The following is a 25,150-nucleotide window of genomic DNA, read 5'->3' as shown; positions in this document are numbered from 1 at the left end:
TTCCTATTTCTACTTTCATATACTTCGTACTTATGACTTTGTACTTCGTACTTTTCACTAGCCCTTCTCCGCAATTCGCAATATATCCCCAAAGACACCTCTTGCTGTTACTGCTGCGCCTGCACCTGCGCCTTGTATTACTAACGGATTTTCCCCGTAAGATTCCGTATAAATCTCTATAATGGAATCCGACCCTTTTACTTGCCCTAGAGCACTTTCTTTTGGTACGGAGACCAATTTAACATCTAACACTCCTTTTTCTTTCTGAAGATTTCCGTGCAGATCACCTACATAACGTAATACATGATCTGGTTTTTGGTTTTTCTTAATTTCATTGAACTTGGTATCCAACACTTCTAAATGCTGTAAGAAGAAATCTACCTGACCATCTTGCAATTTTTTAGGTATCAGGTTTTCAATATTGATATCTGCAAACTCATTATGCAAATCTAGCTCACGTGCTAAAATCAATAATTTACGCCCAACATCATTTCCAGAAAGATCTTCACGTGGATCTGGTTCCGTAAATCCTTTTTGCATTGCATCTTTCAAAATCGATGAAAAAGGTACATCCACTTCTGAGAATGTATTGAAAATATAACTTAAAGAACCTGAGAACACGCCTTTTATCCTTGTTATATTCTCTCCGGATAAATGTAATAACTTAATTGTATCAATCAATGGCAATCCTGCTCCTACATTGGTTTCGTACAGATATTGCTTTTGATTTTTTTGTAATTCTTCCCTCAGTAACTGATAAAAATCGTAACGCAAGGTATTGGCAATTTTGTTCGATGACACAATATCAAAACCATGCTCTACAAATTCAAAATAGTTGGCAACGAAATCTTTACTTGCCGTATTATCTATTACAATAAGGTTCTCCAAATGGTGACGCTTTGCAAATTCAAAGACATCATCAACCTTATACGGTTTTCCTTTCTGCTCCAGTTGTGTCTTCCAGTTCTTGGCAATACCCTTTTCATTCAACAATACCTTTTTTGAGTTTGCAATTCCAAAAACCCTTAAGTCTAATTTCTTGCGCTCTTTAATGGACTTTGCCGACTTTAAAATCTGTTCTATCAACGTACCGCCTACATTACCGTGACCGAAAATCAGAATATTGATTTTCTTACTGATGCCGAACACCTGACCGTGCATAACATTGACCGCCTTATGCAAATCCGATTTCTTTACTACCAAACTTACGTTCTTGCCAGATACCGTATTATTGAACAACAACGGCACGATCTGGTTCTTGATCAATGCATTGAACGGATTGTGAAAAGTGCTTAAATCTTGACCTACGATAGATATGATTGACACATCATCCATCACCGTAATCATATTTACATCTTTTGATTCAAAGTCGTTGCTAAACTCATTTTCCAATGCCAGCTTTGCCCTTTTTGCCTTATCCTTTTTCACCACAAGACCTATTCCCCTTTCAGATGATCCTTGGGAAATAATGCTCACACTAATATTACTAGATTGCAAGGCTTTAAAAATACGGGCATCTACCCCTACTTTCCCTAACAAGCCACGACCTTCTATATTAATCATGGCAACATCTTCTATTACCGAGAGCGACTTTATACCTTCTTTACTAGATTTGGCGCTTATTAAAGTACCCTCATTATCATCATTGTAGGTATTTAAAATACGTAACGGAATGTTCTTCTCTATTAAGGGAATTATGGTTTTGGCATGTAGAATGGTAGCTCCAAAATTGGCGAGCTCGTTTGCTTCTTCATAAGACAGGTTCGCCAGTCTTTTCGCCTCTGGTACATAATCAGGATTTGCCGTATAAATACCATCAACGTGGGTGTAATTCTGTAATTCTTCGGCATCTAAGAAATTTGCCAATAATGCCGCGGAATAATTACTGCCATTTCTACCCAAAGTAGTTGTCTCGTTCTCCACTGTAGAGGCTATAAAACCGGTTACTACCGCTACCGTATCACTCGGAATTTCAGCGAATTTTAAAAGCACCAATTCTTTGGATTCATTTTCAAGCACCTTGGCGTCACCAAAGGTATCATCGGTCTTAATGACTTCACGTGTATCTACAAGTTTGGCATTGATCCCTTTACCGATCAATAGTTTGGTTACCAGTTTGGCAGAGATCAACTCGCCATACGCCAACACCTCATCTTTTATTTTGGCACTGTAATCTCCCAACAAGGAAACTCCTTCATACAGCTTTGCCAAGCCCTTGAATTCGGCAGATAGATTTACGTTGGAATAGGTATGTTTTTGATACTTCTCCAGCGCTTCAAAATCTGACCTATAATCTTTTCCCTTGGCTGCTTTCTCTAGCATATCCTCTAGCTGATCTGTAGCCTTTTCCCTAGCGGAAACCACCATGGCTACATTCTCATTGTTTTTGACCTTTTGTGTAACGATATCCAATACACGCTCAAGTCCCTCGCCATTACTCAACGATTTACCACCGAATTTTAGGATTTTGATCTTCTTGATATTACCGTTGGTATTAAAAATACCGGTCAGCAATTTTTCCATCTGATCAAACTCGATCAAAAAGGCATCATGCCCATGTAACGATTGTACTTCGCCATAGGTTACATTACTCTTTGCCTGCGCCAATTGCTTAAAGGTATCTTTGTTTTCTTGGGCAGTAAAGAACATATCCGAATCTACTCCGATAATATGAATATTGGTATCGCTATTTTGTAGCTTAATAAAATTCTCATCACCATCCCTAGTTACATCAATGGTCTTTAACAATTGGTTCATCAACTTATACGCAGACAATTGAAAACGCTCTTGTAACTTATCGCCATGGTGCATTAACCAACTTTCTACATTAAAAACCTTAAGCTCCTCATTGGTACTTCGTTTAAACCGTTCTTTAAAGGAAGCCGGGGTCCTATAACATAACATGGCATGCATACGGGCATCATGCACAGGTTGTTTAGAATTCACTAAAAACTGTTCCTGTATTTGGCAATTGGCTATTAACCAATCGGTCGATTTCCAATCAGATGCCACAGGAATCAAATGTTCTGTCAGCGTTGGGTGCAATGCTGCCATTTCCCAAGCGATACCACCACCCAAAGATCCACCGATCAATGCAAACAAACGTTCTACCTTTAACTGTTGTAGACCTAATAAAAATATTCTAGCTACATCACCGGCTACAAAATCCTTATAGTTCTCTATTACAAACTTGTCATGACCATTGCCCGGAATGTTGAATGCCAAAATAGTGTACTTGTTGGTATCTATACACTTCTCTTCTCCGATCAAGGCAGACCACCAACCATTTTCACCGGTAACATTAGAATTGCCCGTTAATGCATGATTCACCAAAATTATTGGCGCTGTATGAAGCTCCTTCCCAAATACCTGATACGATAATTGAATATCTTGAGTACTACCGCTTAGGGTCTTGTATTTTTTAATCTGTAGTTGATGTAACATCTATTTCAAAATCAATTTATGGCTGAGCTTCGACTGCGCTCAGCCACCTCATGTAAATAATATATTCTTGAACATTCAATGACTTCGGCTAGGCTCAGCCGCCACCAATATTCTTTTTTTCTTAATCCACCGATCACTTCGGCTACGCTCAGTGACCGGTTGTTGACTATATGGGCAACCTATATTAAAGACTGGCAAATGCCTGCTCTAAATCTGCTTTTAAATCTTCTATATCTTCAAGACCTACCGACAAACGAATTAAATCTTGCCCTACACCTGCACCTTCTTGCTGCTCTGCGGTTAATTGCTGGTGGGTAGTACTTGCCGGGTGAATGATCAATGATTTGGTGTCACCAATATTGGCAAGTAAAGAAAATATCTTAGTAGCATCGGTAACCTTTTTAGCCGCTTCAAAACCGCCCTTGATACCAAAGGTAACCAATCCGCTTTGACCTTTTGGCAAGTATTCTTGTGCCAAGTCATAGTATTTATTGCTCTTTAATCCTGGGTAATTTACCCAAGCCACTTCTTTCCTTCCTTCTAACCAAGTAGCCAATTCCAATGCATTTGCACTGTGTTGCTTTATACGTACCGGCAAAGTCTCTAAACCTTGTATAATTTGGAAGGCGTTATACGGACTCAATGCCCCACCAAAATCACGTAAACCTTCCAGTATCAATTTAAAGGTAAATGCTGCCGCACCTAATGCCTCACTATAAACCAAACCGTGGTAACCTGCAGATGGTTCCGTAAATTCAGGGAATTTTCCGTTGGTCCAATCAAACGTACCGGCATCTATAATTGCTCCACCTAAAGACGTTCCTTGACCGCCAATATATTTTGTCAATGAATGAATGACCAAATTGGCACCGTGCTCAATAGGGTTTAACAATGAAGGAGTAGCTACTGTATTATCTACTATAAAAGGTACTCCCGCTGCTTTCGATTCTTTAGAAATCGCTTTCAGATCCAACACATCCAATTTCGGATTCCCTAAAGATTCCACAAAGAAAGCCCTTGTATTATCCTGTACCGCTTTTCCAAAATTTTCAGGATCAGATGCATCTACAAAGGTGGTCGTAATACCGAATCTTGGTAGGGTAACATTTAATAAATTAAAGGTGCCACCGTATAAACTGCTTGACGCTACAATATGATCGCCCGCTTTTAACAAGGTCAATAAACCTGTAGAAATAGCAGCAGTACCAGATGCAAAGACCACAGCACCAACACCACCTTCAACAGCGGCTAATCTATCTTGTAAAATTTGATTGGTAGGATTGTTTAACCGTGTGTAAATAAACCCTAGTTCTTTAAGTGAAAATAAGTTTGCCGCATGATCGGTATCATTAAATACATACGATGATGTTTGATAAATAGGCACTGCCCTTGTACCTCCATTTGTAGTGGTGTCGTGACCTGCGTGTAATGCGTTTGTTGCTAATTTGTGATTACTCATGATTTTGTTGTTTTTAAAAATTATTCTAATAATTAAAAAGCCCAACTTAAACACATAAAATTGTGAGTAAGTAAAATCAAAAAGTTATAAGAAAGTAATATCGAGAAAATCGATTACTGTTATCCTTCCCCTAAGGGTAGAATGTAGCACCTTCTTTGTATGGAACAAAGGGTTGCTAAGGTTTCAAAGGGTCTAATCCCTCCACCTTTCTTGATAACTATTCAATACGTGTGTGAACTTTGAACTACAAATATAAAGGCAGAAAAATTTAAAAACCTAGTATTTTATGAAAAATATATAATTCTTGGTCTTGTTGTTAGTTTTCTGAAGGCTTAAAAGCAATAGTACACCTGTTCAATTACAATATTCTCGATACACTCTTAACCTAAAGAAAAATTAGTTTAAGAGCACTCGAACTGACATTTTACTATCAACGAACAACGAGAAACGAACCACGAAAAACTACTCAATCATCCCTGCGCTCTTATATTTATCTATATACATCTGATCTTGCTCCGGGGAGTCTTTATATTTTTTACGTAATGCAATTAAATCTTTCTTTAATTTTTTAACGGTATCTGCGTAGGCAGGGTCATTGTAGACATTGTTCATTTCCTTTGGGTCCTTCAATCTATCATATAACTCCCACTCATCAACATCATAATAGAAATGCACCAATTTAAATTCTTTATTCACAATACCATAGTGACGCTTTACCATATGAACAGATGGATATTCGTAATATTGATAATACACGGCATCTCTAGTCCATTTTTCTTTTTCGCCTTTCAACAAGGGAATTAAACTTTCACCTTGCATATCACTTGGTGGCGTGATGCCTACAGCTTCTAACATTGTCTGTGCAAAGTCTAAATTCTGTACCATTTCATTTTCTACAGCTCCCGGTTCAACCACATTGGGCCAACGTACCAATAAAGGAGTTTTAAACGATTCGTCATAAATAAATCGCTTATCAAACCAACCGTGCTCCCCTAAATAAAATCCTTGATCAGAGGTATAGATCACTATGGTGTTTTCCGCCAATCCGCTTTCATCCAAATAATCTAACAAGCGGCCTACATTATCATCTACCGAAGAAATACTACCCAAATAATCTTGCATATAGCGCTGGTACTTCCATTTCATTTTTTCGGTATCGTTCATTTTTGGCCAATTGTTATAGAAAAAATCGTTGATGGAATCTAACACCGGATCATACAATGCTTTTTGTTCTACCGTTGCACGGTTATACGGACCGTAAAAACTATTGGGAAATTCCTCCACTACCGGTAAAACCTTACCCTCCATTTTAGCTAAGGTTTCCGGTCTGACCTTACTATCATGACTATACATCATGTGTGTCAACAAATTCATTTCTGCCGTCTTTGCCGCCGATCCTCTATTGCTGTAATCATCAAATAACGTTTCTGGCTCCGGGAAGGTTTTTTTCGTGAACTCCTTGAACTTATCCGGTCTTGGCCACCACGGTCTGTGCGGTGCCTTGTGCAAGTACATCATCATAAAAGGTTCGTCATTGGACGCTTCTTCTTTCAACCAATCTAGTGATACATCTGTTATGATATCGGTAACATAGCCTTGCTTGGTTATGGTATCACCATTGGTAACTATAAAATCTGGATTAATATAGTGCCCTTGACCCGGCAAGATCATAAACTCATCTACCCCTTTTGGATTATTGCCAAAATGAAGCTTACCGAACATCGCCGTTTTATACCCATTCTTTTTAAAGATTTGCGGAAAGGTCACCTGTGTAGTATCGAACGGAAAATAATTATCCACTTTCCCATTGATATGTGTATGCTTGCCTGTTAATATGGTTGCACGAGAAGGCGCACAAATAGAGTTGGTAACACTGGCATTGGTAAAAAGCATGCCCTCTTTTGCCAAGCGATCAATGTTGGGTGTTTGCAGCAATTTATCATCATACGCGCTTATGGCCTGATACGCATGATCATCTGACATGATGAAAATGATATTGGGCTTTTTAGCATTGCTTTTTTGCGCCTTAGTTTTAAATGGCAGCAAGAAAAGCAGGACTGCAACAGTTAGAATTAGTTTTTTCATTTTGGTTGTTGTTCGTTGTTGGTTGTTGGTTTTGACTGTTAATAAAAGTAAGGATAATGTATAACTACAATTTGAAAAATGTCCGTATCATTTTCTATAATCTAACGCCGGCTCTCTATCCCCTAATAACGCTACATATTTAAAATCGGCTCCTCTCCTTTCATTAAATTCAGCCTTTATCTTAGTTAATACAGCTGGTTTTTCAAAAATATCTATTGCGGTCAATGCCATAGTTTTGGCAGCGACCATCATACCTTTATAGCCAATATCTGTTCCGCCAGCTGCAACAGCTTGCCAACTATGTGGCGGAGTGCCCGGCACCCAAGTTGCTGTTCTTACTGCAGCTAAAGGTGCGTTCCAACTTACATCGCCTGTATCGGCAGATGCTTTACCGTAGGTAAAAACCATTGGTTTGATTTCACCAGCACTTTCTATTTCCTTTGGGGTTTTTAATGTTTTCTGAATTTCCTTGGCAAAATCAATTTCTTCTGGGGTATAATTTACTCCACCAACAATCTCCATATTCTTATGCATTAAAGTAGCTAATACTTCATTTGGCAAACGGTCATACGTACCGCCTATAATTTCATAAGACATTTCTGTTTCTGTACCAATGGCAGAACCTTCAGCCGCTTTTACTACTCTATCCCAAACTGCTTTTACTTCTTTTCTATTAGCGTGGCGTACTACGTAATATACCTGAGCTTCTTCCGGTACAATATTAGGCGCATCTCCACCTTTTGTTATTACGTAATGAATACGTGTAGATTCTGTAGTATGCTCTCGTAACATATTCACCAAATCATTCATTCCCTCTACACCATCTAAAGCCGAACGCCCCAATTCCGGAGCGGCAGCAGCATGTGAGGAAACACCTTTAAATGTAAATTTACCTGATATTGTTGCCAAATTTGTACTTGGGTTAGAGGTGTTTTGGTCTCCCGGATGCCAAGAAACTATAGCATCTACATCATTAAAAAGTCCCGCTCTTACCATATAAACTTTTCCTGATCCACCTTCTTCTGCCGGCGTTCCATAAAACCGAATGGTTCCCGATTTTTTGGTAGCATCTAACCAATTCTTAACAGAAATAGCGGCCGCCATAGAACCCGTACCAAATAAATGATGTCCACAAGCCTGACCAGGTGCATCTACTACCCTAGATTTTTTAATAGGCTCCGCAGATTGCGACATCCCAGGCAAAGCATCAAACTCGCCCAATATTCCTATAACAGGTGATCCCGAGCCATATGTTCCGGTAAATGCCGTTGGTATACCTGCTACACCTTTCTCAACTTTAAAACCTGCCGCACCAAGTGTTTCTTGCAATAGAGCAGAACTATTTTCTTCCAAATACCCTAACTCCGGATTTTCCCAAAGCTCATTTGCTATGGCTTTATAGGTATTAAATTCTGCATCTAAACCTTTTAATACTTCCTTTTTGTTTTTTTGAGCTGTAGTACTCAATGGCTGCAGGAATAATACACCCGCAATTGCGACGATTAGCTTTTTCATTTTATTTGTGATTGGTGAGTTTGACTTGTATTAAAAATAGGAAAATTTAAAGCCTTAGAACTTAATTGTTGGATTATAAGATCGCAAATAGATTTTATTAATTTTATCGACGCTATTTCTAAGGAATCTATAAAATTAATAGCTACAATCTGTAAATTAACTTAGTTAAAACTATTAGAAAGAAAAAGACTTTTGTGCCTGACCACTACCAAACTTAAATTTTATTAATTTTTAACAAAGTTTCTTCTAACATTATTAGCTAACTATCGGCAAAGCAGGTTTTATTTATTCCTAAATTTTATTATTTCTTTACCATTTTCGATTATTCTATTCGTTTCAATATAGCTTTCAATCTTTGATAAAATTTGTATAGTTTCGTGATTGATTGTATCTAACAACCAAATTAATACGATATTTAAATCCAAATCATTTTTCTCCAAATTCCGGAATTCCTTTTTAAATTTTTTAGTAAAACTTGGAGGAGCATAAACTTTGATTTTCTCCTGTCCTTTTTTAAAATCAAAAGAAGTTGAAAACCCAACATTGTCACTTGAATAATGAATTAATTCAGACCTATATTGATTTAATTTAGAAACTAACCAACGATCTGATTTATCGATAACTTTAGCGAGATCAGTTTTGTTAAAATCTACTTTTGACCTCGAATAGTTTGCAATAGATTGCCATTGGCTCTTTTTGGTTTTAAATAGTATAAATGAAATAAAACAGCTCAAATAATCAAAAAAAGAAATTGCATTGAAAATTATACTATCAAATAAGAACTGTTGTTTTAATGAAACTTCCATCACCGACCTAGGTCCAATTTCTCGAATTCCTTTATCTTGCCCAGGAGTATGTAACTGTAATAGCAATTCATAATGAAAATATATACTTTCTAATCTTATTGCCATACTGTTCCTTAATTCATAAAAGTCATCATTTTTCAATGTACCCGTAATTTTCCTTATATAATCTGAACTAATGGTTACTACAAGCCCATCAATTCGATTCTTATCAAGAATTATCCTCTTATAAGTCTTATTTTGATTCTGATATTTATTTTTATCCAGAAAGTTCATTTTAAAGATATTACAACTACTCTAACACAGAAAACTCTATACTTGAATCTGTGAATACCGTATGTGTCTGGGTTTTAAAGTCCGACTCATCAGCTTCAAAAATATTATCTACATAGGTCTGCGGATTTAAATCTATTAACGGAAACCAAGTGCTCTGTACTTGTACCTGTAATTTGTGCCCTTTTTTAATGGTATGGAATACATCTTGCAACTTAATGGTTACATCTGTTTTTTCATTTGGCACAAACGGTTCTGGGTTAGCAAAACTATTTCTAAAACGACCGCGCAATACTTCGCTACGTACCATTAAATGATAATTGCTCATTTTTAAGTGGTCTTGCATGCCTTCATAAGAAGGTTCATCTGCTGGGTGCACGTCAATGATTTTTACGATCCAATCTGCAGCGGTACCCGTAGTAGCAACTTTTAGCTTCGCCAAAATATCACCCGCCAAGGTCAAATCTTCTTGCATTACGTCAGTTTCAAACACCAGGACATCACCACGGCGAGCTGCAAAACGCTGATCATCGGTCATATATTTTCTTGGTGTAAATACCGTTTTAATATCTTCTGAATATGGAACCGGCTTTTTAATATCACTGATAAACTTTACTTCTTCCACTTCTTTTGGCTCAAAAGTCAGTTCTTGATCTGGAGATAAATACATATCCTTTTTCACGACACCTGCCGGTGGCCAGGTATCATAGTTTTTCCAATCTTTTCTACCGGTATCAAAAACGTAGGCTTCCGGCAAACCGCTATTTTTATCGCCATTACCTTTTAAGAAATGATCAAAGAATTTGGTTTCTATATGTTCTTGGAAAAATTCAGAAATTCCATCGCCAAAATAATAGTTGCCCACAGTATTCTGACCTTTTCTACGTGCCCATCCGCCGTGATCCCATGGTCCAAAAACCAAGGTATTATAATTATCGGCATTGTACTTTTCTATATTCTTATAGGTTTCTAACGGTCCGTATAAATCTTCCGCATCAAATTCGCCCGCAACTACCATGGTGGCCACTGTTGGCTTTACATCTTTTAAATGCTGGATCAAGCCCTTGCTTTGCCAAATTTCATCATAATTTGGATGCTCTTTAAGTTCGTTCCAAAAATAATCATCGGTTACGCCCTCTTTTGCCATACGTGGGGTATCGGCTGTTTCGTATTCAAAAAATCGATCTAAGTTCTTTAACGGTCCTTCATCTAAAAAGAATTGATACTGATCTTCAGTTGGTAAATCTGGCAATGTATACCATGCCGTATCTATAGGTTTATCCCCATCTGGTCTTGGCGTACCAAACAATGAAGTAGCCCTAAAATAACTCAATAAATAGGCGCCATTGTGGTGGAAATCATCAAAAAAGAAATCGGCAATACTCGCCTGTGGAGATGCTGCCTTTAAAGCCGGATGCGCATCTACCACGGCATAGGTAGAATAAAAGCCAGGATACGAAATTCCCCAAATACCTACATTACCGTTATTATTCTCTACATTATTGACCAACCACTCAATAGTATCATAAGTATCTGAACTTTCATCAATATCCTGCTCCGTTTTTTTGTTGGGATTATAGGCGCGCATATTTTCATAATGCCCTTCACTTAACCAACGGCCGCGCACATCTTGATAGACCACTATATAGCCGTCTTGCATCATATGAATGTTGGGCGCGATCTTTGTTTTAAAATTACCCGCTCCGTAAGGCTGAGAACTATACGGGGTTCTTTGCATTATAATTGGGTACTCTTTTGAAGTATCTTTTGGCGAATAAATAGTGGTATGTAACGTAACACCGTCACGCATGGCAATATCCACTTCCTTTTTAGTGTAGTTATCCTCCACGTAGGTATCAGAAACCTCGGCATTGGCTACTTTTTGTGTTGTTTTTCTACAGGAAATAAGTACTGTAGCTAGTAAAATGAACGTAAAAAACTGTTTGATGGTAAACTTTGACATGTCTTAAAGGTTTGAAATCTTAAAACTAAGAAAGTTTACTACTGTACGGAATAAAATTGAACCGAAAATTGCTAATTTAACTTTAGCTGTCTGTCAATCATTTTTAAATGAGAACAAGGCAAGAAGAATTGGACCGCAATATAACATTTACAGGGAACGAAATATTAAAATAAAGTTTTGATAGTTGGATAGGCACTGTACTTCTCTCACAGGAAATTGAGAAAAGCAAAAGCATTTAAATCATAAACAACTTTCTCATTAGCATAACAATGCCGGTGAAAAAATCGCTTTTATATTCTTCAATGGTGGTCTCTTTTAGTAGTTGGTCTTTCATTAAAATAGTGTTTAGTTGGATCTAAATTTAATTAGAAAAAGGAATTAATACAACTGTTTCTAAATTTTCTATAGATTTTTCAATTTTAAATTCCGGATTCATTTCTACGGAACGATATTCGTATTTTGAGGTATCTAAAACTACATATTCAGAAATAAGGTCTGTATCTTTTGCACACGATTGCAGCCATATACCAATGAAAAGCGTTAATAGAAATCTGGGCATTTTAAGCATGGCATTCGTAGGTTAAGTTTATATTTTATAGGTTTTTTAAAGACAAAGACTCTTTTTAACAATGCGGAATACAAGCAGACATTTGGGACTTCAACCGGTATTTACATGGATAATTTATTTTACAGTACTAACATATTCTTTATCTTATAACTTGGCAAAACTTGGGGATTCACCAATAATTACTATATAAATATATGTAATACTTTTCCTACAAAATAGATTTTGTGGTAAAAGTATATAATCTTGTTGTGAAGAGGTGTTAATTGGCTTGTATGAATTATTGAGCACCAAAAACAACGATAAAAACAATCCTTAAAAACAACCCAAATATTCTTGATGTTTTTACAATCGTTCCATAAATCAGTGCACAAAAAAATGCCCCGTAAAATACGAGGCATTTTATATTCATTAGATGTGTAAGTACTAACCGTGCAAAACGGTTTCACTTTACTCTTATATGCTAAACGCAGATTTTATCTCTGCTACTTTGTCTAGTTTTTCCCAAGTGAACAATTCCACTTCTTTTTCAATACGACCATTATATGGCGATTCAAAAACCTTGGTAATAGTTCTTGGTTGTTTACCCATATGACCGTAAGCGGCCGTTTCTAAATAAATAGGATTTCTCAACTTCAATCTTTCTTCAATGGCAAAAGGTCTCATATCAAACAACTCAGCCACCTTTCTAGCTATTGCACCATCACTCAACCCAACTTTAGAAGTACCGTAGGTATCTACATAAATAGATGTGGGTTCAACAACACCGATCGCATAGCTCACTTGTACCAAAATTTCATCCGCAACACCTGCAGCTACCAAATTTTTTGCCGCATGACGTGCCGCATATGCCGCACTACGGTCTACTTTACTTGGATCTTTACCGCTAAAAGCACCACCACCATGGGCTCCTTTACCTCCGTAGGTATCAACAATAATTTTACGGCCCGTTAATCCGGTATCACCATGTGGTCCACCAATTACGAATTTACCTGTTGGGTTAATATGATATTTGATCTGATCATCGAACAATTTTTGGGTCTCTACCGGTAATTGTGCCTTCACCCTTGGAATAAGAATTGATATAATATCAGATTTGATCTTTGCCAGCATCTTTTCATCATCGGCATCAAAAGCATCATGCTGTGTGGAAACCACAATAGTATCTATACGCTGTGGCTCATTGGCATCTGAATATTCTAAAGTAACCTGCGCTTTAGCATCTGGCCTTAAATATGAAATCTCTTTACCTTCTCTACGCAGTTCTGCCAGTGTATGCAAAATCTTGTGTGAAATATCTAACGCCAAAGGCATGTAATTTTCGGTCTCGCTGGTTGCATAGCCAAACATCATACCTTGATCACCAGCCCCTTGCTCTTCCTTTGCTCCACGGTCTACACCTTGGTTAATGTCTTGAGACTGCTCATGGATCAATGAAATAACTCCACAAGAATCTCCGCTAAACTGGTATTCACCCTTGGTATATCCTATTTTATTAATGACTTCACGGGCAATGTTCTGTACATCTAAATAGGTATCACTTTTTACTTCTCCCGCTAAAACTACCTGGCCGGTAGTTACCAAGGTTTCACAAGCAACTTTACTTTCTGGGTCAAAAGCAAGAAAATGATCTAATAAGGCGTCACTGATCTGATCCGCAACTTTATCCGGATGGCCTTCACTAACAGATTCTGATGTAAATAAATATGGCATAACAAACTTTTTATTCTATGAAGGGATTTGTATGAATGCCGAAAAGAAGTATGATGCGATAGGTATCTACATCAACTGCTTTAGCATTTTTTTCGCTTTATACCCTAAGGCTAAAACAGAGGTTGCAATCAGTCAAATCCCTCCTCTTTTTTTTTAATTCAGATGCAAAAATAGAAAAAATGTTCTGTTCCTTATCTTAATATGATGTTATTTATTGACCCAATTAAAATTAAGGCTCTTTATCTTGCTAGTATCACCAAATATTATATATCATATTTTACAGAAAATAGCACATACCTAGGTTGTACAAAATACGCCTGTGTACTAAAGTAAAGTTCATTGGTACTATCCCTATTCAATGTATTGGTATTCAATAAATTGGTACCCTTAATACCATATTCCCAACGGCTATCTTTCTTTTGATAGGTTAAATTAGACTCTAAAAAACTATAGGTATTGGTTATGGTATCTTCCTTATCCGTATAATTATAATAATCATAATCTACGGTGAAAATAAAGTTCTTTAAAAAACTGGCATCAAAACGGGCATAGGGCCTACTGGTGTAAAAGGTAGTTTCCAAATCACCATTTTCATAATTGTTTACGGTGTACCTATACCCCAATTCCAAGTTAGGGGCATTTTTAAAATTCGTAGAAAGCGCGCCCGTATAATTCTGTGTCAAAGAATTTGAGGTTCGCTGCTCATCATCAACAAGGTTATTGGTGGTAGACCAACCTAAATTACCTTGTACCGATGCTTTTATCTTACCAAAAGTACGCTCATATTTTCCGTTTGTCGTAAAAGATTCATCATCGAAATTAGAGTTAATAGTACTACTTACCCTGTTGATACCAACTATGTTCACCCCACTTTTTAAGGCGTCTATTCGTTTAGTGTATGCCACGTTGGCAAAAATATTGGTGAAGTTGAACATGTTGAAACTGAAAAAATTCAACGACACATTATGATTCAACGCACTTTCCAGATCGCGGTTACCACTGTACAGCGAATTATAGTTGTTCAGCACATAACCCTGGGCAAAATTGCTGACATCTGTAAACGAACGGGTTACTTGATAATTGAATCGTAAGTTTTCTGACTTTTTAAGCTGGGCGTTTATATATACATCTGGCAACAATGACGTTAAATTATCCTTGACCACACTACCCAATTGCTCATTTTTTACATTAAACTGATGTAAGGTAACACCCGGGTTAAACGTGAAAATTCCAGAAATAACTTTATAGTGTAAGCCGGCATAAACATCTGAAACATGAAAGGCAACGTCATTACCAAAATCATTGCCATTCAAATTTAAAACATCTTCATTATCTAAAATCTGAAATATGTTCGAATTAAAGTTTTGATTGCTCTGTGTTGTACCCAAAGTCAAATTAATATTACTTTTACTACCCAGAACCCTGTAATAATCCACTTTTGCGTCTACCTTATTGGTGACTACTTGTTTTGCCTGATTAATGTTATACAACTCTTGGTTCTCATCTACCGGAAAAATATCTACAAAAGCAAACTCATTTCTAATTGCTTCATAAAATGGATCTTCATCTTGATACAAATATTGCGCCTCTACGGCAAAAATATTCTTATCGCTCAAAGTATAGTAAATGTTCAGATTTTGATTTACCGATAACGGTTTTTGTTTCTTCACCTCTGCAATCTCATCAGTTATAGATGAAATGGACAGTACGTTTACCTCTTCAGTATCATCAGATTGTTTTAACAATGCGTCATAATCTAACTGAAAACTATCATTTGGCTGATATTTGGCACTCAATTTAGCCAGACCCAAATGTATTGTTTGATCTGTATTTGATGTAGTACTTTCCACATCATTACTGGCAATGTAAGATGTAACTCCTTCTGATTTTAAAATGGTACCGGTATACGAATAAATACCGAAGCCACTTAAATCTAAACCCTCCATGGGTGCATAGCTAAAATTTGCGGCGGCAAATTTTGTGTCAATATCATTTGCCCTATTATTCTGGGTAGACGAAAGCCCTAAGCCATCTGCCCCCGTAGAAATAGAACTACCTCCTCTTGAATTTAGATTTCTGAATCCTCCGGTAAAATTCCTATAATCATTACGGGTAAAAGGTACTTCACCAATATTATTAAGGTCAGTGATAATATTGATACTGTATTTAGGACTGTAATAAAACAATTTCGGATGGGCCAAATACCTATCATCTGGACCATAACCCGCAGTTAACTCCCCAAACCAAAAATTCTTCTTCCCCTCTTTTAGTTTAATATTCAAGGCCACATTATCATCGTCATTGGTGAGTCCCTTCATTTGTGAAACCTCATTAAAATTACGTAACACCTCTACCTTACTTAATGCATTGGCTGGAATATTTTCTACCGCCAGTTTACTATCACCATCAAAAAAGTCTTTGCCCTCTACCATGACCTTGCTCACGGTTTTACCCTCTACCTCAATTTGGCCGTCATCGTTAATTTCAATACCGGGAAGGTTCTCAAGTACATCTTTTAATTTTTTTTCGGTACCGGATACAAAGGCATCCGTATCATACACAATAGTATCCCCTTTTACCGAAACCGGCATTTCATAAGTAACATCTACCTCATCTAATTGTGCCGCTTGCTCTTGCAAAACAATATCCTTTATCGCATCATTCTGCCCAGCGGTAAAAGTAAACGACTCCGGTTTAAAACCAAGATAACTCACTTTAACCGTGTATTGCTCACCAGTTTTCAACTTCAATTTAAATAGCCCTGCATGGTTGGTTATACCGTAAGACTCCAAACCTTGTGTAGCCGTATTGATCGCAATGACGTTGGCCATATCTACACCAACCCCTAAACTGTCCTTAACCGTACCGGACAATGAAATTTCTTGGGCCAAGGCAACAGCAGACGTCACCACTAGCAATAGTGTTAAAAGCACTTTGTTTCTCATGTAATAGGTATAAATTGAAATGAATTAAAAAGCACTTTTATTAGTTTGGCCTACCGCTACCACGACCACCTCTATTCCTGAAATTCTCTCGCATTTCTTTCATCTTTTCTTGAGAAATCTCATCATACTCTGCCTGGCTGACCTTTTTTCCTTTGCTAGGTGCTTTTATTTCCATTTTCTCTGAAGGATTCATTGTAATCTCCGAACACACAATTGTGGTAATATCATCGTTCACCGCCAATATTAACCCCGGCAAACCCCAATACAGACCAGGACCTTGATTTATAGGGATTTCAGGAGTATACCAAGCAACGATCTCTACTTCTTTAATGGTAAATTCAGCTTCTTTCTCCTTCTCTTCATTATCTTGCCCACCTCTGCCCGGTCTTCTAAAAATGGCACTCATATTAGGTCGCTTTATAGTCTTTGTTGCCGTTGCCTTGAACGCCGTGTAATTTCCTATTTTTCTAGACTCGCTACCCATTTTCCACTCCAAGGTCTCCAACTCATCGTCGATCAAGAAAATCTTTCCCAAAAGCTCGTTCTTTATCAAATACCTCTGCTCTTTTATATTTTTATATAAATCGCCATCTGTACCGGCCATACCTCCAAACCGTGGCCCACGACCACCACCTCTTTCCCCAGGTTGCTCTAATTTCTCCTCTTCCTTATAAATAGATGCTGTTTTATCAAAGCTGAGTATAAAGGTTTTCTCGTTTGCCTTTTTAATACGCTCCATCATCTCCTTTTTTCGGTCCTCTGGTATATTTCGGTTTCCAAAATCAAAATTTACCTGAGTTTTACTCTGGTATACCGCTTTTCCTTGAAAATCTTGTGCATGCAAGTTCATGCCCATGCAAAGGATTACAAAACTTAAAAACCACTTATATATCTTCATGTGTACGTATTAGAATGCTTGTATGACACCAATTTTGGCTTTTGGTTTAATTGAAGTATGTTAATAATTACGTTGCTTTCATTTTTTTTATGCCATACAACAAATATGTTTTTACTTCCTGTTGTTATCTTGTATCTTGTACCATCGAATTCTTCTTGGGAACAAGAACACAACCATTAATCAATTTAATTCTATGCACATAGCAGTTGCCGGAAATATCGGTGCAGGAAAAACGACCCTAACCAGATTACTTGCAAAACATTATAATTGGGAAGCTCATTTTGAAGATGTAGTAGAGAACCCTTATTTAGATGATTTTTATAATCAAATGGAACGTTGGAGCTTTAACCTCCAGATTTACTTTTTAAATAGTAGATACCGCCAAATTTTACAGATCAAGGAAAGCGGTAAAGAAATTATACAGGATAGGACCATTTACGAGGATGCACATATTTTTGCGCCCAACTTACACGCTATGGGCCTTATGACCAATAGGGATTTTCAAAATTACTCTAGTTTATTCGATCTAATGGAAAGCCTGGTAGATCCACCAGACCTTCTAATTTACCTACGCAGCTCTATACCTAATTTGGTAAAACAAATTCATAAGAGAGGCAGGGAATATGAAAACACCATTTCCATTGACTATTTGAGCAGGTTGAACGAACGTTACGAAGCTTGGATACATGGCTATAACAAAGGCAATTTATTGATCATTGATGTAGATGATTTGGATTTTGTGGACAATCCTGAAGATTTAGGAAGTATTCTCAATAAAATTGACGCTCAAATCAACGGTCTATTTTAGGTTCATTTTTGCAAAGCCCGAAACCATTGGAAAATTTTGAACATAAAGTTACCCGCTTTCTTCAAGATGGAGTTCCCTTTTTATTTATCATAGATTTTGACAAAACAACGAAACAGGTTTTTACGTTTGAAGAAGCTGCTAACGAAAATATCTTTTTCAATATAAAAGGAAACGGTAATGATGGAAATCTAGCATCTTCATCTTTAGAAAAATTAAATTTTGACCTGAAACCAACATTGGTTTCAGAAGAAATTTACAATGAGGCTTTTTCAACAGTAAAACATGAGTTAAAAACAGGTAATAGCTTTTTATTAAACCTTACCTTTCCAACGGCGCTTGACACCCCGTTAGAATTAAAAGAGATTTACCAAAAAGCGCATGCGCCGTATAAGCTTTTATATAAAGATAAATTTGTTGTTTTTTCACCTGAGTGTTATCTTAAAATAAAGGAGGACAACATATTCTCTTATCCAATGAAAGGTACGATCAACAGCAATATACCCAATGCCAAAGAGTTGTTGTTATCCAATAAAAAAGAGCTTTACGAGCATAACACCATTGTTGATCTAATTAGAAATGATCTTTCTATGATCGCCAAAAAGGTTAGGGTAAATAAATTTAGGTATGTAGATAAAATTAAAAAAGGAGATCAAGAATTACTACAAACCAGCACGGAAATACAGGGAGAGCTCCCTAAACACTGGAAAGACGAATTTGCCACATTACTATTAAAAACATTACCCGCAGGATCAATTAGTGGGGCTCCTAAAAAGAAAACTTTGGAAATTATCTCAAAGGCAGAAATAACACCACGTGGATTTTACACGGGAATTTTTGGGGTTTTCGACGGACAACAAATCGATAGTGCGGTCAGCATTCGATTTATTGAAAAAATTAACGATACGCTTTTCTACAAAAGTGGTGGCGGTATAACCCACCTTAGCGAGATGGAAGAAGAATATCACGAACTTTTAGAAAAAATATATGTACCCATTATTTGAATCTGTTTGTATAGAAAATAGTGAAATTAAAAACGAACAATACCACGAAGCTAGATTTAGAGCTTCTTACATGCAACAATATAAAACCCACCCTACCTATTCTTTATTTGATGGTATTCACCTCACCAACTTAGACAATACATTAAAATACAAGTTGCGTATTGGCTATAAACAGCACGGTACCCGTTTCTCTATTTCCGAATATAAAAATAGCATACCCACCTCTCTTCAATTGGTTAATGATGATACTATTTCATACGCCGTTAAAAGAAACAATCGTAAAAAATTGAACAACCTTTTTAAGCTACGTGACCAATGTGATGATGTTTTGATCGTTAAGAACGGATTTATTACCGATGCCTCTTACGCTAACATTCTATTGATCGATGGCGAACATATTGTAACCCCTTCCACCCCTTTACTTGAAGGTACTTGTAGAGCTAGGTTATTAGATGAAAATAAAATAACGGAAAAAAGAATTACAAGGGCCGATCTACAACATTTTAAAAGCTTTCAATTGATCAATGCTCTAAATGATTTTGATGACACCAGATGGATCCCTATCAAAAAAATAAAGAATTAAACCTTATATAAATCCGTTTTTCTTGGCGTGCTGTATGGCTTCCTCAGTTTTATTGACCATTAAAAATGGAATATCCTTAAAATCCGCAAAGAGATTTTCTATTCGTGCCATACGTTTGGAATGATTTACGCTACGCAAATAAATAGCTTTTATCCTGCCCGGAAATAGAGTTGATATTTCTTGATAGATATCACCATCTTTTTCACCACTATCACCAATTAAAATAAATGGCAAATTGGGATAAGACATGAGCAAATTGCTGATTTCCTTTTGTTTTTGCGGTTTTTCATCACTCTTCTTTCGCATTTTAAAACTTGCCATACTTCGTAAAAGAACCGGACCTTTAGGGAAATTGTTAGTCTTTAAAAAGAGTTCCAAATACCTGTATAAGTTCCATGGGCTATGGCTTACGTAAAAAATAGGGTTGGCTTCATCTCCAGATTTGCCTAAATGCAATTTTGTATAAAAATCCGAAGCTCCTTCCAATTGAGAACGTTTTGTAGCCCTTTTGAACATGGTATTTATAATAACCTTCCATTTTAAAGAAGATACTACACCGGTATGCAAAATGGTATCATCTATATCACTGATTACCCCAAATTTTGCATTAGCACTGGGTATTAGCATTTCTCCAGGAAACCTATTCTGTAAAAGAATCTCCCTTTTTAATTTGGTATTACTAAATGATAACTCAAATTTGACCCAACCTTCTTCATTTGCCAAATTTTGCAGTCCTTCAATATTCTCATCAATTAAATAATACCCATCATTATCAGTAACACCTTGCACCGTGTTGCCATTTGAAAAAGTAATCTTTATTGGTGCATTTTTAATTTCATCGGTCTCAAAACGTTTCCAGGTATTCTTCATTAAATTGAAAATCCCTTTTTGATCCAAATCGATATTTTCATCTTCAATCGCTCTACCCCTTACATACAAACGAGTAGCACTCCCATAAGACTGAAAGTTGATGATCTGAAGTTTATCTTTCTTAAAAATACCCATGGCGTTAAAATTACGGTCTTTCAACAACCTTTAAAATATTTATTTCAAGAATTATCAAAATACCAGTCAATCAAAGCCATTAAACTTTTGAATATATTTTTTTTTAGACCGTTCACTCATTCAAAACAAGGGTTAGCTCATTGCTCATTTTAGCGGCAACACCTATGCTATACTTTTAAACAAGTAAAAGGAAAAATAACCTGTCTTGTTCACACAAGTCAAAAAAAATGTAAGATTATGAGACCAAAAAAGAATCCACAAAAAGATCTAAACAAAAAAAGCGGAACATTCTTCGTGATTGGACTATTGTTAGTACTAGCCATGGTATACACCGCCTTGGAATGGAAATCCTTTGACCCCATCAATCAAATAGATGTAGCCCTGAACAAGGTTGATGATTCCATTATTGAAGAAGCGACTATTATTGAGTTAAAGGCAACCCCACCACCAAAACCAAAGGTCTTACCTATTGAAATAGAGATCATAGAAGATGATGAACCCATAATCGAAACTGAGGTTATTGCAAGTGAAGTTGACACCGACACGGAAATTGTAGACCCCTCTGATTTTGAAGTTATTGAAGAACCAGAAGAAGTAAAAGTAATTTGGACAACTATTGAAGAGGTTCCTATATTTCCTGGTTGTGAAAGTGCAGAAGACAAACGCGCCTGCTTCAATGAAATGATGCAAAAACACATTCGTAAAAACTTCCGCTACCCAGAGCTAGCTCAAGAAATGGGAATTCAAGGTAGAGTAAATACTCAGTTCATGATTAACAACGATGGTACCATCGGCGCTATTCAAAAAAGAGGTCCGCACGATGTACTAGAAAAAGAAGCCGTAAGAATTTTATCTAAACTACCTAAAATGACACCAGGTAAACAAAGAGGCTCTGCCGTAAAGGTTTCTTTTGCCATACCAATTACATTTAAACTAGAATAGTTTAAAAACAAAAAACCATCAGCCTAGCTGATGGTTTTATATATAAAGCGGGGAATTATTGTTTATTGACCTCCACTTTTTCAATAGTTATTTCGGTTGCCGTACCCTTCTTTTCAATGGTAGCCTTTTCAAATGCCTTCAGCTTTTCTTCGACTTCGCTCTTAGTTCCGCTGTAAACAACTTCTTCCGTAACCAATTCCCCATCAACAGTTGTAGCATAAGTCACAATGGCCTCTGCCAATTGTTCACTTTCAACATTCATTTCTATTGTCACTTCTTTTGTATTGTTCACCATAGCAACTCCATCTTCTGTATGTCCGCCTAAGATTGGTGCAATGACCAAGCCGATCAAACAGGTTAATTTAATCAAGATATTCATTGACGGCCCAGAAGTATCTTTAAATGGATCACCGACAGTATCACCAGTTACAGCTGCCTTATGAGCTTCTGAACCTTTATAGGTCATTTCCCCATTAATTTCTACACCGGCTTCAAAAGATTTCTTAGCATTGTCCCAGGCACCACCAGCATTATTCTGAAAAATTGCCCATAACACTCCGGAAACTGTTACACCGGCCATGTAGCCTCCCAACATTTCCGCAATGGCCAATTTGTTCATTCCGAACAATAATGGAGCAAAAGCAATAACCAATGGAAAACCTATTGTCAACAGACCCGGCAACATCATTTCTTTTAAAGAAGCCTGAGTAGAAATTGCCACACATTTATCATATTCCGGCTTACCCGTACCTTCCATAATACCAGGTATATCCTTAAACTGCCTTCTAACCTCATGTACCATTTCCATAGCGGCCTTACCCACGGCATTCATCGCCAAAGCAGAGAATACTACCGGTACCATACCACCAACGAACAACATTGCCAAAACCGGAGCTTTGAAAATGTTGATGCCATCAATTCCTGTAAACGTAACGTAAGCAGCAAATAATGCCAAAGAAGTTAACGCTGCGGATGCAATGGCAAATCCTTTACCGGTTGCGGCAGTGGTATTTCCTACAGAATCTAAAATATCGGTTCTTTCCCTCACAATTGGTTCTTGCTCACTCATCTCGGCAATACCCCCTGCATTATCAGATATTGGTCCAAAAGCGTCAATAGCCAACTGCATAGCAGTTGTCGCCATCATTGCAGATGCCGCCAAGGCAACACCGTAAAACCCCGCAAAGGCATATGATGCCCATATTGCACCAGCGAACAAAAGAACAGATGGAAAAGTAGAGATCATACCCGTTGCCAAACCTGCAATAATGTTTGTACCGGCACCTGTACTTGACTGTTGAACTATTTTTAAAATTGGGGATTTACCCAACCCCGTATAATATTCAGTTACCGAAGAAATTACGGCACCTACCACCAAACCTACCAAGGTGGCATAGAATACGCGCATAGATGAAATCTCAATTAATCCCTCACCAAAAAATTCCATTTTCATGGTTTCGGGCAACATCCATGTTACCAAGGCAAAACAGGAAATGGCAACTAAAACAATAGATGTCCAATTACCAATGTTCAAAGCACCCATTACCTGAGCTTCTTTCGCCTCATTATCTTTTATTTTAACGAGCATAGTACCAATTATGGATATGATAATTCCAGCACCCGCAATTGCCATTGGCAACAGAATTGGACCAATTCCGCCAAAAGCATCAGAAATACTACCGCCCATATCTTTAATTACATAATTACCCAAAACCATTGCAGCCAGTACCGTTGCCACGTAAGACCCGAATAGATCAGCTCCCATACCGGCAACATCACCAACGTTATCACCCACGTTATCAGCAATAGTAGCCGGGTTCCTAGGGTCATCCTCAGGAATACCTGCTTCTACTTTACCTACCAAATCTGCACCAACATCAGCAGCTTTCGTATAAATACCACCGCCTACACGAGCAAACAATGCAATTGATTCTGCACCTAAAGAGAAACCTGCAAGAGTTTCCAACACTATGGTCATATCCATAGTAGATGTCCAAACGCCCCCCATAAAAAACTGAAAAAAGGCAATAAAGAATATGGTAAGTCCCAATACGGCCAAGCCGGCTACACCAAGTCCCATAACCGTACCACCGCCAAAAGAAATTTTTAATGCATTTGGCAAACTAGTACGTGCCGCCTGTGTAGTACGCACATTGGTCTTTGTTGCTATTTTCATTCCAATATTACCTGCATATGCAGAAAATATAGCTCCAAATACAAAGGAGATTACAATTAGCCAATGTGTTGTTGGGACAACAAAAGAAACAATTGCAAGTAAAACACTCACTATAACCACAAAAATTGATAAAAGTTTATATTCAGCACTTAAGAAAGCCAAAGCCCCTTCATAGATATAATCTGATATTTCTTTCATTTTTCCATCTCCGGCATGTTGTTTTAATACCCAAGATCTTTTAATACCCATGTAAATTAGGCCTAGTACTGCCATAAGAATTGGCATGTAAATCATTGTTGACTCCATTTAATCTGTTGTTAGTTGTTAGAAATTTATCTGACTAATGTAGTAAATTAGAATAGAATAAAAAAAGCCACTTTTCTTTATGAAAAGTGGCTTAAATGAAGTAAAATATTATTTATATCATAAAAGTTCGCTTTGCCTTGTGCTCGCTCTTATCATATCTTTCTACACATTCGTGGTAAATTTCAACGGCTTTCTCCGCATTGCTCCATCCACCGGTATCTACTTTTTTCTCCTCTAAATCTTTGTATACTTGAAAGAAATGCTCAATTTCTTTTAATCTATGCGGATTTAGGTCGCTAATATCATTATTGTTACTCCATATTGGATCAGAAACCGGTACACAGATTATTTTTTCATCTGGTCCTTTTTCATCTGTCATATGGAAAACACCTATAGGTTTTACTTCCATTACCGTCATTGGATAAACAGGTTCCGTACCCATTACCAAAACATCTAATGGATCTTTGTCCAAAGCCAAGGTTTCTGGAATAAATCCGTAATCCCCTGGGTACATCATTGAAGAAAACAACATACGATCAAAACGAATTTTATGTAGATCAAAATCGTATTCATACTTGTTTCTACTTCCTTTCGGAATTTCTATTAAAACATCAAAGGTTAGTCCTTTTTCTGTAGCCATATTTAAAAGTTGTTTAATTTATAGTT

At 37.1% G+C, this 25,150-nt stretch carries 17 protein-coding genes and 1 riboswitch; of the genes, 4 read left to right on the top strand and 13 right to left on the bottom strand.

All coding sequences use genetic code 11. From position 1 onward, the window contains the following. Positions 1 to 57: 57 nt before the first annotated feature. From thrA to I600_RS14660, 10 genes are all read right to left on the bottom strand, one after another. Entirely contained in the window at positions 58 to 3,444 is a 3,387-nt protein-coding gene (gene thrA, locus I600_RS14705) for a bifunctional aspartate kinase/homoserine dehydrogenase I (protein ID WP_058105311.1), read from the bottom strand. A gap of 184 nt (positions 3,445 to 3,628) precedes the next feature. Beyond that, positions 3,629 to 4,903, bottom strand: a complete 1,275-nt coding sequence (locus I600_RS14700; protein WP_058105310.1) for an O-acetylhomoserine aminocarboxypropyltransferase/cysteine synthase family protein — start codon at positions 4,901 to 4,903, stop codon at positions 3,629 to 3,631. A 116-nt stretch (positions 4,904 to 5,019) separates the two neighbouring features. Then, a riboswitch (SAM riboswitch) is annotated at positions 5,020 to 5,123 on the bottom strand. A 242-nt stretch (positions 5,124 to 5,365) separates the two neighbouring features. Continuing rightward, positions 5,366 to 6,988 (bottom strand): sulfatase family protein, encoded by a 1,623-nt coding sequence (locus tag I600_RS14695; protein WP_058105309.1) that lies wholly within the window; start codon positions 6,986 to 6,988, stop codon positions 5,366 to 5,368. Positions 6,989 to 7,075: 87 nt separating this feature from the next. Then, positions 7,076 to 8,503, bottom strand: a complete 1,428-nt coding sequence (locus I600_RS14690; protein WP_058105308.1) for an amidohydrolase — start codon at positions 8,501 to 8,503, stop codon at positions 7,076 to 7,078. A gap of 281 nt (positions 8,504 to 8,784) precedes the next feature. Further along, positions 8,785 to 9,582, bottom strand: a complete 798-nt coding sequence (locus I600_RS14685) for a hypothetical protein (RefSeq protein WP_058105307.1) — start codon at positions 9,580 to 9,582, stop codon at positions 8,785 to 8,787. A gap of 16 nt (positions 9,583 to 9,598) precedes the next feature. After that, positions 9,599 to 11,542: a CocE/NonD family hydrolase gene (locus I600_RS14680; protein WP_209439198.1), complete on the bottom strand. Its 1,944-nt coding sequence runs from the start codon at positions 11,540 to 11,542 to the stop codon at positions 9,599 to 9,601. A gap of 361 nt (positions 11,543 to 11,903) precedes the next feature. Next, positions 11,904 to 12,101 carry a hypothetical protein gene (locus I600_RS14675; protein ID WP_058105306.1) on the bottom strand — a complete coding sequence of 66 codons (198 nt, stop codon included), beginning with the start codon at positions 12,099 to 12,101 and terminating at the stop codon, positions 11,904 to 11,906. 462 nt (positions 12,102 to 12,563) lie between these two features. Then, on the bottom strand, positions 12,564 to 13,820 hold the full coding sequence (gene metK, locus I600_RS14670; RefSeq protein ID WP_058105305.1) for a methionine adenosyltransferase: 1,257 nt from the start codon (positions 13,818 to 13,820) through the stop codon (positions 12,564 to 12,566). Between the two features lie 263 nt (positions 13,821 to 14,083). Next, a complete protein-coding gene (locus tag I600_RS14665; protein WP_058105304.1) occupies positions 14,084 to 16,765 on the bottom strand; it encodes a TonB-dependent receptor in 2,682 nt (893 codons plus the stop codon). A gap of 40 nt (positions 16,766 to 16,805) precedes the next feature. Beyond that, positions 16,806 to 17,663: a GLPGLI family protein gene (locus tag I600_RS14660; RefSeq protein ID WP_082642985.1), complete on the bottom strand. Its 858-nt coding sequence runs from the start codon at positions 17,661 to 17,663 to the stop codon at positions 16,806 to 16,808. Positions 17,664 to 17,856: 193 nt separating this feature from the next. Between I600_RS14660 and I600_RS14655 the strand changes: the two genes are divergently transcribed. From I600_RS14655 to I600_RS14645, 3 genes are read left to right on the top strand one after another with little or no spacing between them, the layout of a single operon-like run. Next, a complete protein-coding gene (locus I600_RS14655) occupies positions 17,857 to 18,471 on the top strand; it encodes a deoxynucleoside kinase (RefSeq protein WP_058105302.1) in 615 nt (204 codons plus the stop codon). Positions 18,472 to 18,497: 26 nt separating this feature from the next. After that, positions 18,498 to 19,472 carry an aminodeoxychorismate synthase component I gene (locus I600_RS14650; RefSeq protein WP_058105301.1) on the top strand — a complete coding sequence of 325 codons (975 nt, stop codon included), beginning with the start codon at positions 18,498 to 18,500 and terminating at the stop codon, positions 19,470 to 19,472. Then, positions 19,456 to 20,055: an aminotransferase class IV gene (locus tag I600_RS14645; protein ID WP_058105300.1), complete on the top strand. Its 600-nt coding sequence runs from the start codon at positions 19,456 to 19,458 to the stop codon at positions 20,053 to 20,055. Before I600_RS14650 ends, I600_RS14645 begins: the two co-directional genes overlap by 17 nt. A 3-nt stretch (positions 20,056 to 20,058) precedes the next feature. On the opposite strand, the gene I600_RS14640 is transcribed toward I600_RS14645, so the two are convergent. Continuing rightward, positions 20,059 to 21,084 carry an App1 family protein gene (locus tag I600_RS14640; protein WP_317038737.1) on the bottom strand — a complete coding sequence of 342 codons (1,026 nt, stop codon included), beginning with the start codon at positions 21,082 to 21,084 and terminating at the stop codon, positions 20,059 to 20,061. Between the two features lie 213 nt (positions 21,085 to 21,297). Here I600_RS14640 and I600_RS14635 point away from each other — a divergent pair, with 213 nt between their 5' ends. After that, positions 21,298 to 22,002 (top strand): energy transducer TonB, encoded by a 705-nt coding sequence (locus I600_RS14635; RefSeq protein WP_058105298.1) that lies wholly within the window; start codon positions 21,298 to 21,300, stop codon positions 22,000 to 22,002. A 55-nt stretch (positions 22,003 to 22,057) separates the two neighbouring features. Here I600_RS14635 and I600_RS14630 read toward each other — a convergent pair whose 3' ends face one another. Further along, a complete protein-coding gene (locus tag I600_RS14630) occupies positions 22,058 to 24,484 on the bottom strand; it encodes a sodium-translocating pyrophosphatase (RefSeq protein WP_058105297.1) in 2,427 nt (808 codons plus the stop codon). Positions 24,485 to 24,596: 112 nt separating this feature from the next. Next, positions 24,597 to 25,124 (bottom strand): inorganic diphosphatase, encoded by a 528-nt coding sequence (locus I600_RS14625; RefSeq protein ID WP_058105296.1) that lies wholly within the window; start codon positions 25,122 to 25,124, stop codon positions 24,597 to 24,599. Positions 25,125 to 25,150 lie beyond the last annotated feature (26 nt).

This window comes from Maribacter dokdonensis DSW-8 (assembly GCF_001447995.1).
Lineage (GTDB): Bacteria > Bacteroidota > Bacteroidia > Flavobacteriales > Flavobacteriaceae > Maribacter > Maribacter dokdonensis.
This window is presented reverse-complemented; position numbering and strand designations above follow the sequence as displayed.

Excerpts from the sequence above, each read along its gene's own strand:
- thrA (WP_058105311.1), bottom strand. The coding sequence starts at position 3,444 with ATGTTACATCAACTACAGATTAAAAAATACAAGACCCTAAGCGGTAGT.
- I600_RS14700 (WP_058105310.1), bottom strand. The coding sequence starts at position 4,903 with ATGAGTAATCACAAATTAGCAACAAACGCATTACACGCAGGTCACGAC.
- I600_RS14695 (WP_058105309.1), bottom strand. The coding sequence starts at position 6,988 with ATGAAAAAACTAATTCTAACTGTTGCAGTCCTGCTTTTCTTGCTGCCA.
- I600_RS14690 (WP_058105308.1), bottom strand. The coding sequence starts at position 8,503 with ATGAAAAAGCTAATCGTCGCAATTGCGGGTGTATTATTCCTGCAGCCA.
- I600_RS14685 (WP_058105307.1), bottom strand. The coding sequence starts at position 9,582 with ATGAACTTTCTGGATAAAAATAAATATCAGAATCAAAATAAGACTTAT.
- I600_RS14680 (WP_209439198.1), bottom strand. The coding sequence starts at position 11,542 with ATGTCAAAGTTTACCATCAAACAGTTTTTTACGTTCATTTTACTAGCT.
- I600_RS14675 (WP_058105306.1), bottom strand. The coding sequence starts at position 12,101 with ATGCCCAGATTTCTATTAACGCTTTTCATTGGTATATGGCTGCAATCG.
- metK (WP_058105305.1), bottom strand. The coding sequence starts at position 13,820 with ATGCCATATTTATTTACATCAGAATCTGTTAGTGAAGGCCATCCGGAT.
- I600_RS14665 (WP_058105304.1), bottom strand. The coding sequence starts at position 16,765 with ATGAGAAACAAAGTGCTTTTAACACTATTGCTAGTGGTGACGTCTGCT.
- I600_RS14660 (WP_082642985.1), bottom strand. The coding sequence starts at position 17,663 with ATGAAGATATATAAGTGGTTTTTAAGTTTTGTAATCCTTTGCATGGGC.
- I600_RS14655 (WP_058105302.1), top strand. The coding sequence starts at position 17,857 with ATGCACATAGCAGTTGCCGGAAATATCGGTGCAGGAAAAACGACCCTA.
- I600_RS14645 (WP_058105300.1), top strand. The coding sequence starts at position 19,456 with ATGTACCCATTATTTGAATCTGTTTGTATAGAAAATAGTGAAATTAAA.
- I600_RS14635 (WP_058105298.1), top strand. The coding sequence starts at position 21,298 with ATGAGACCAAAAAAGAATCCACAAAAAGATCTAAACAAAAAAAGCGGA.
- I600_RS14630 (WP_058105297.1), bottom strand. The coding sequence starts at position 24,484 with ATGGAGTCAACAATGATTTACATGCCAATTCTTATGGCAGTACTAGGC.
- I600_RS14625 (WP_058105296.1), bottom strand. The coding sequence starts at position 25,124 with ATGGCTACAGAAAAAGGACTAACCTTTGATGTTTTAATAGAAATTCCG.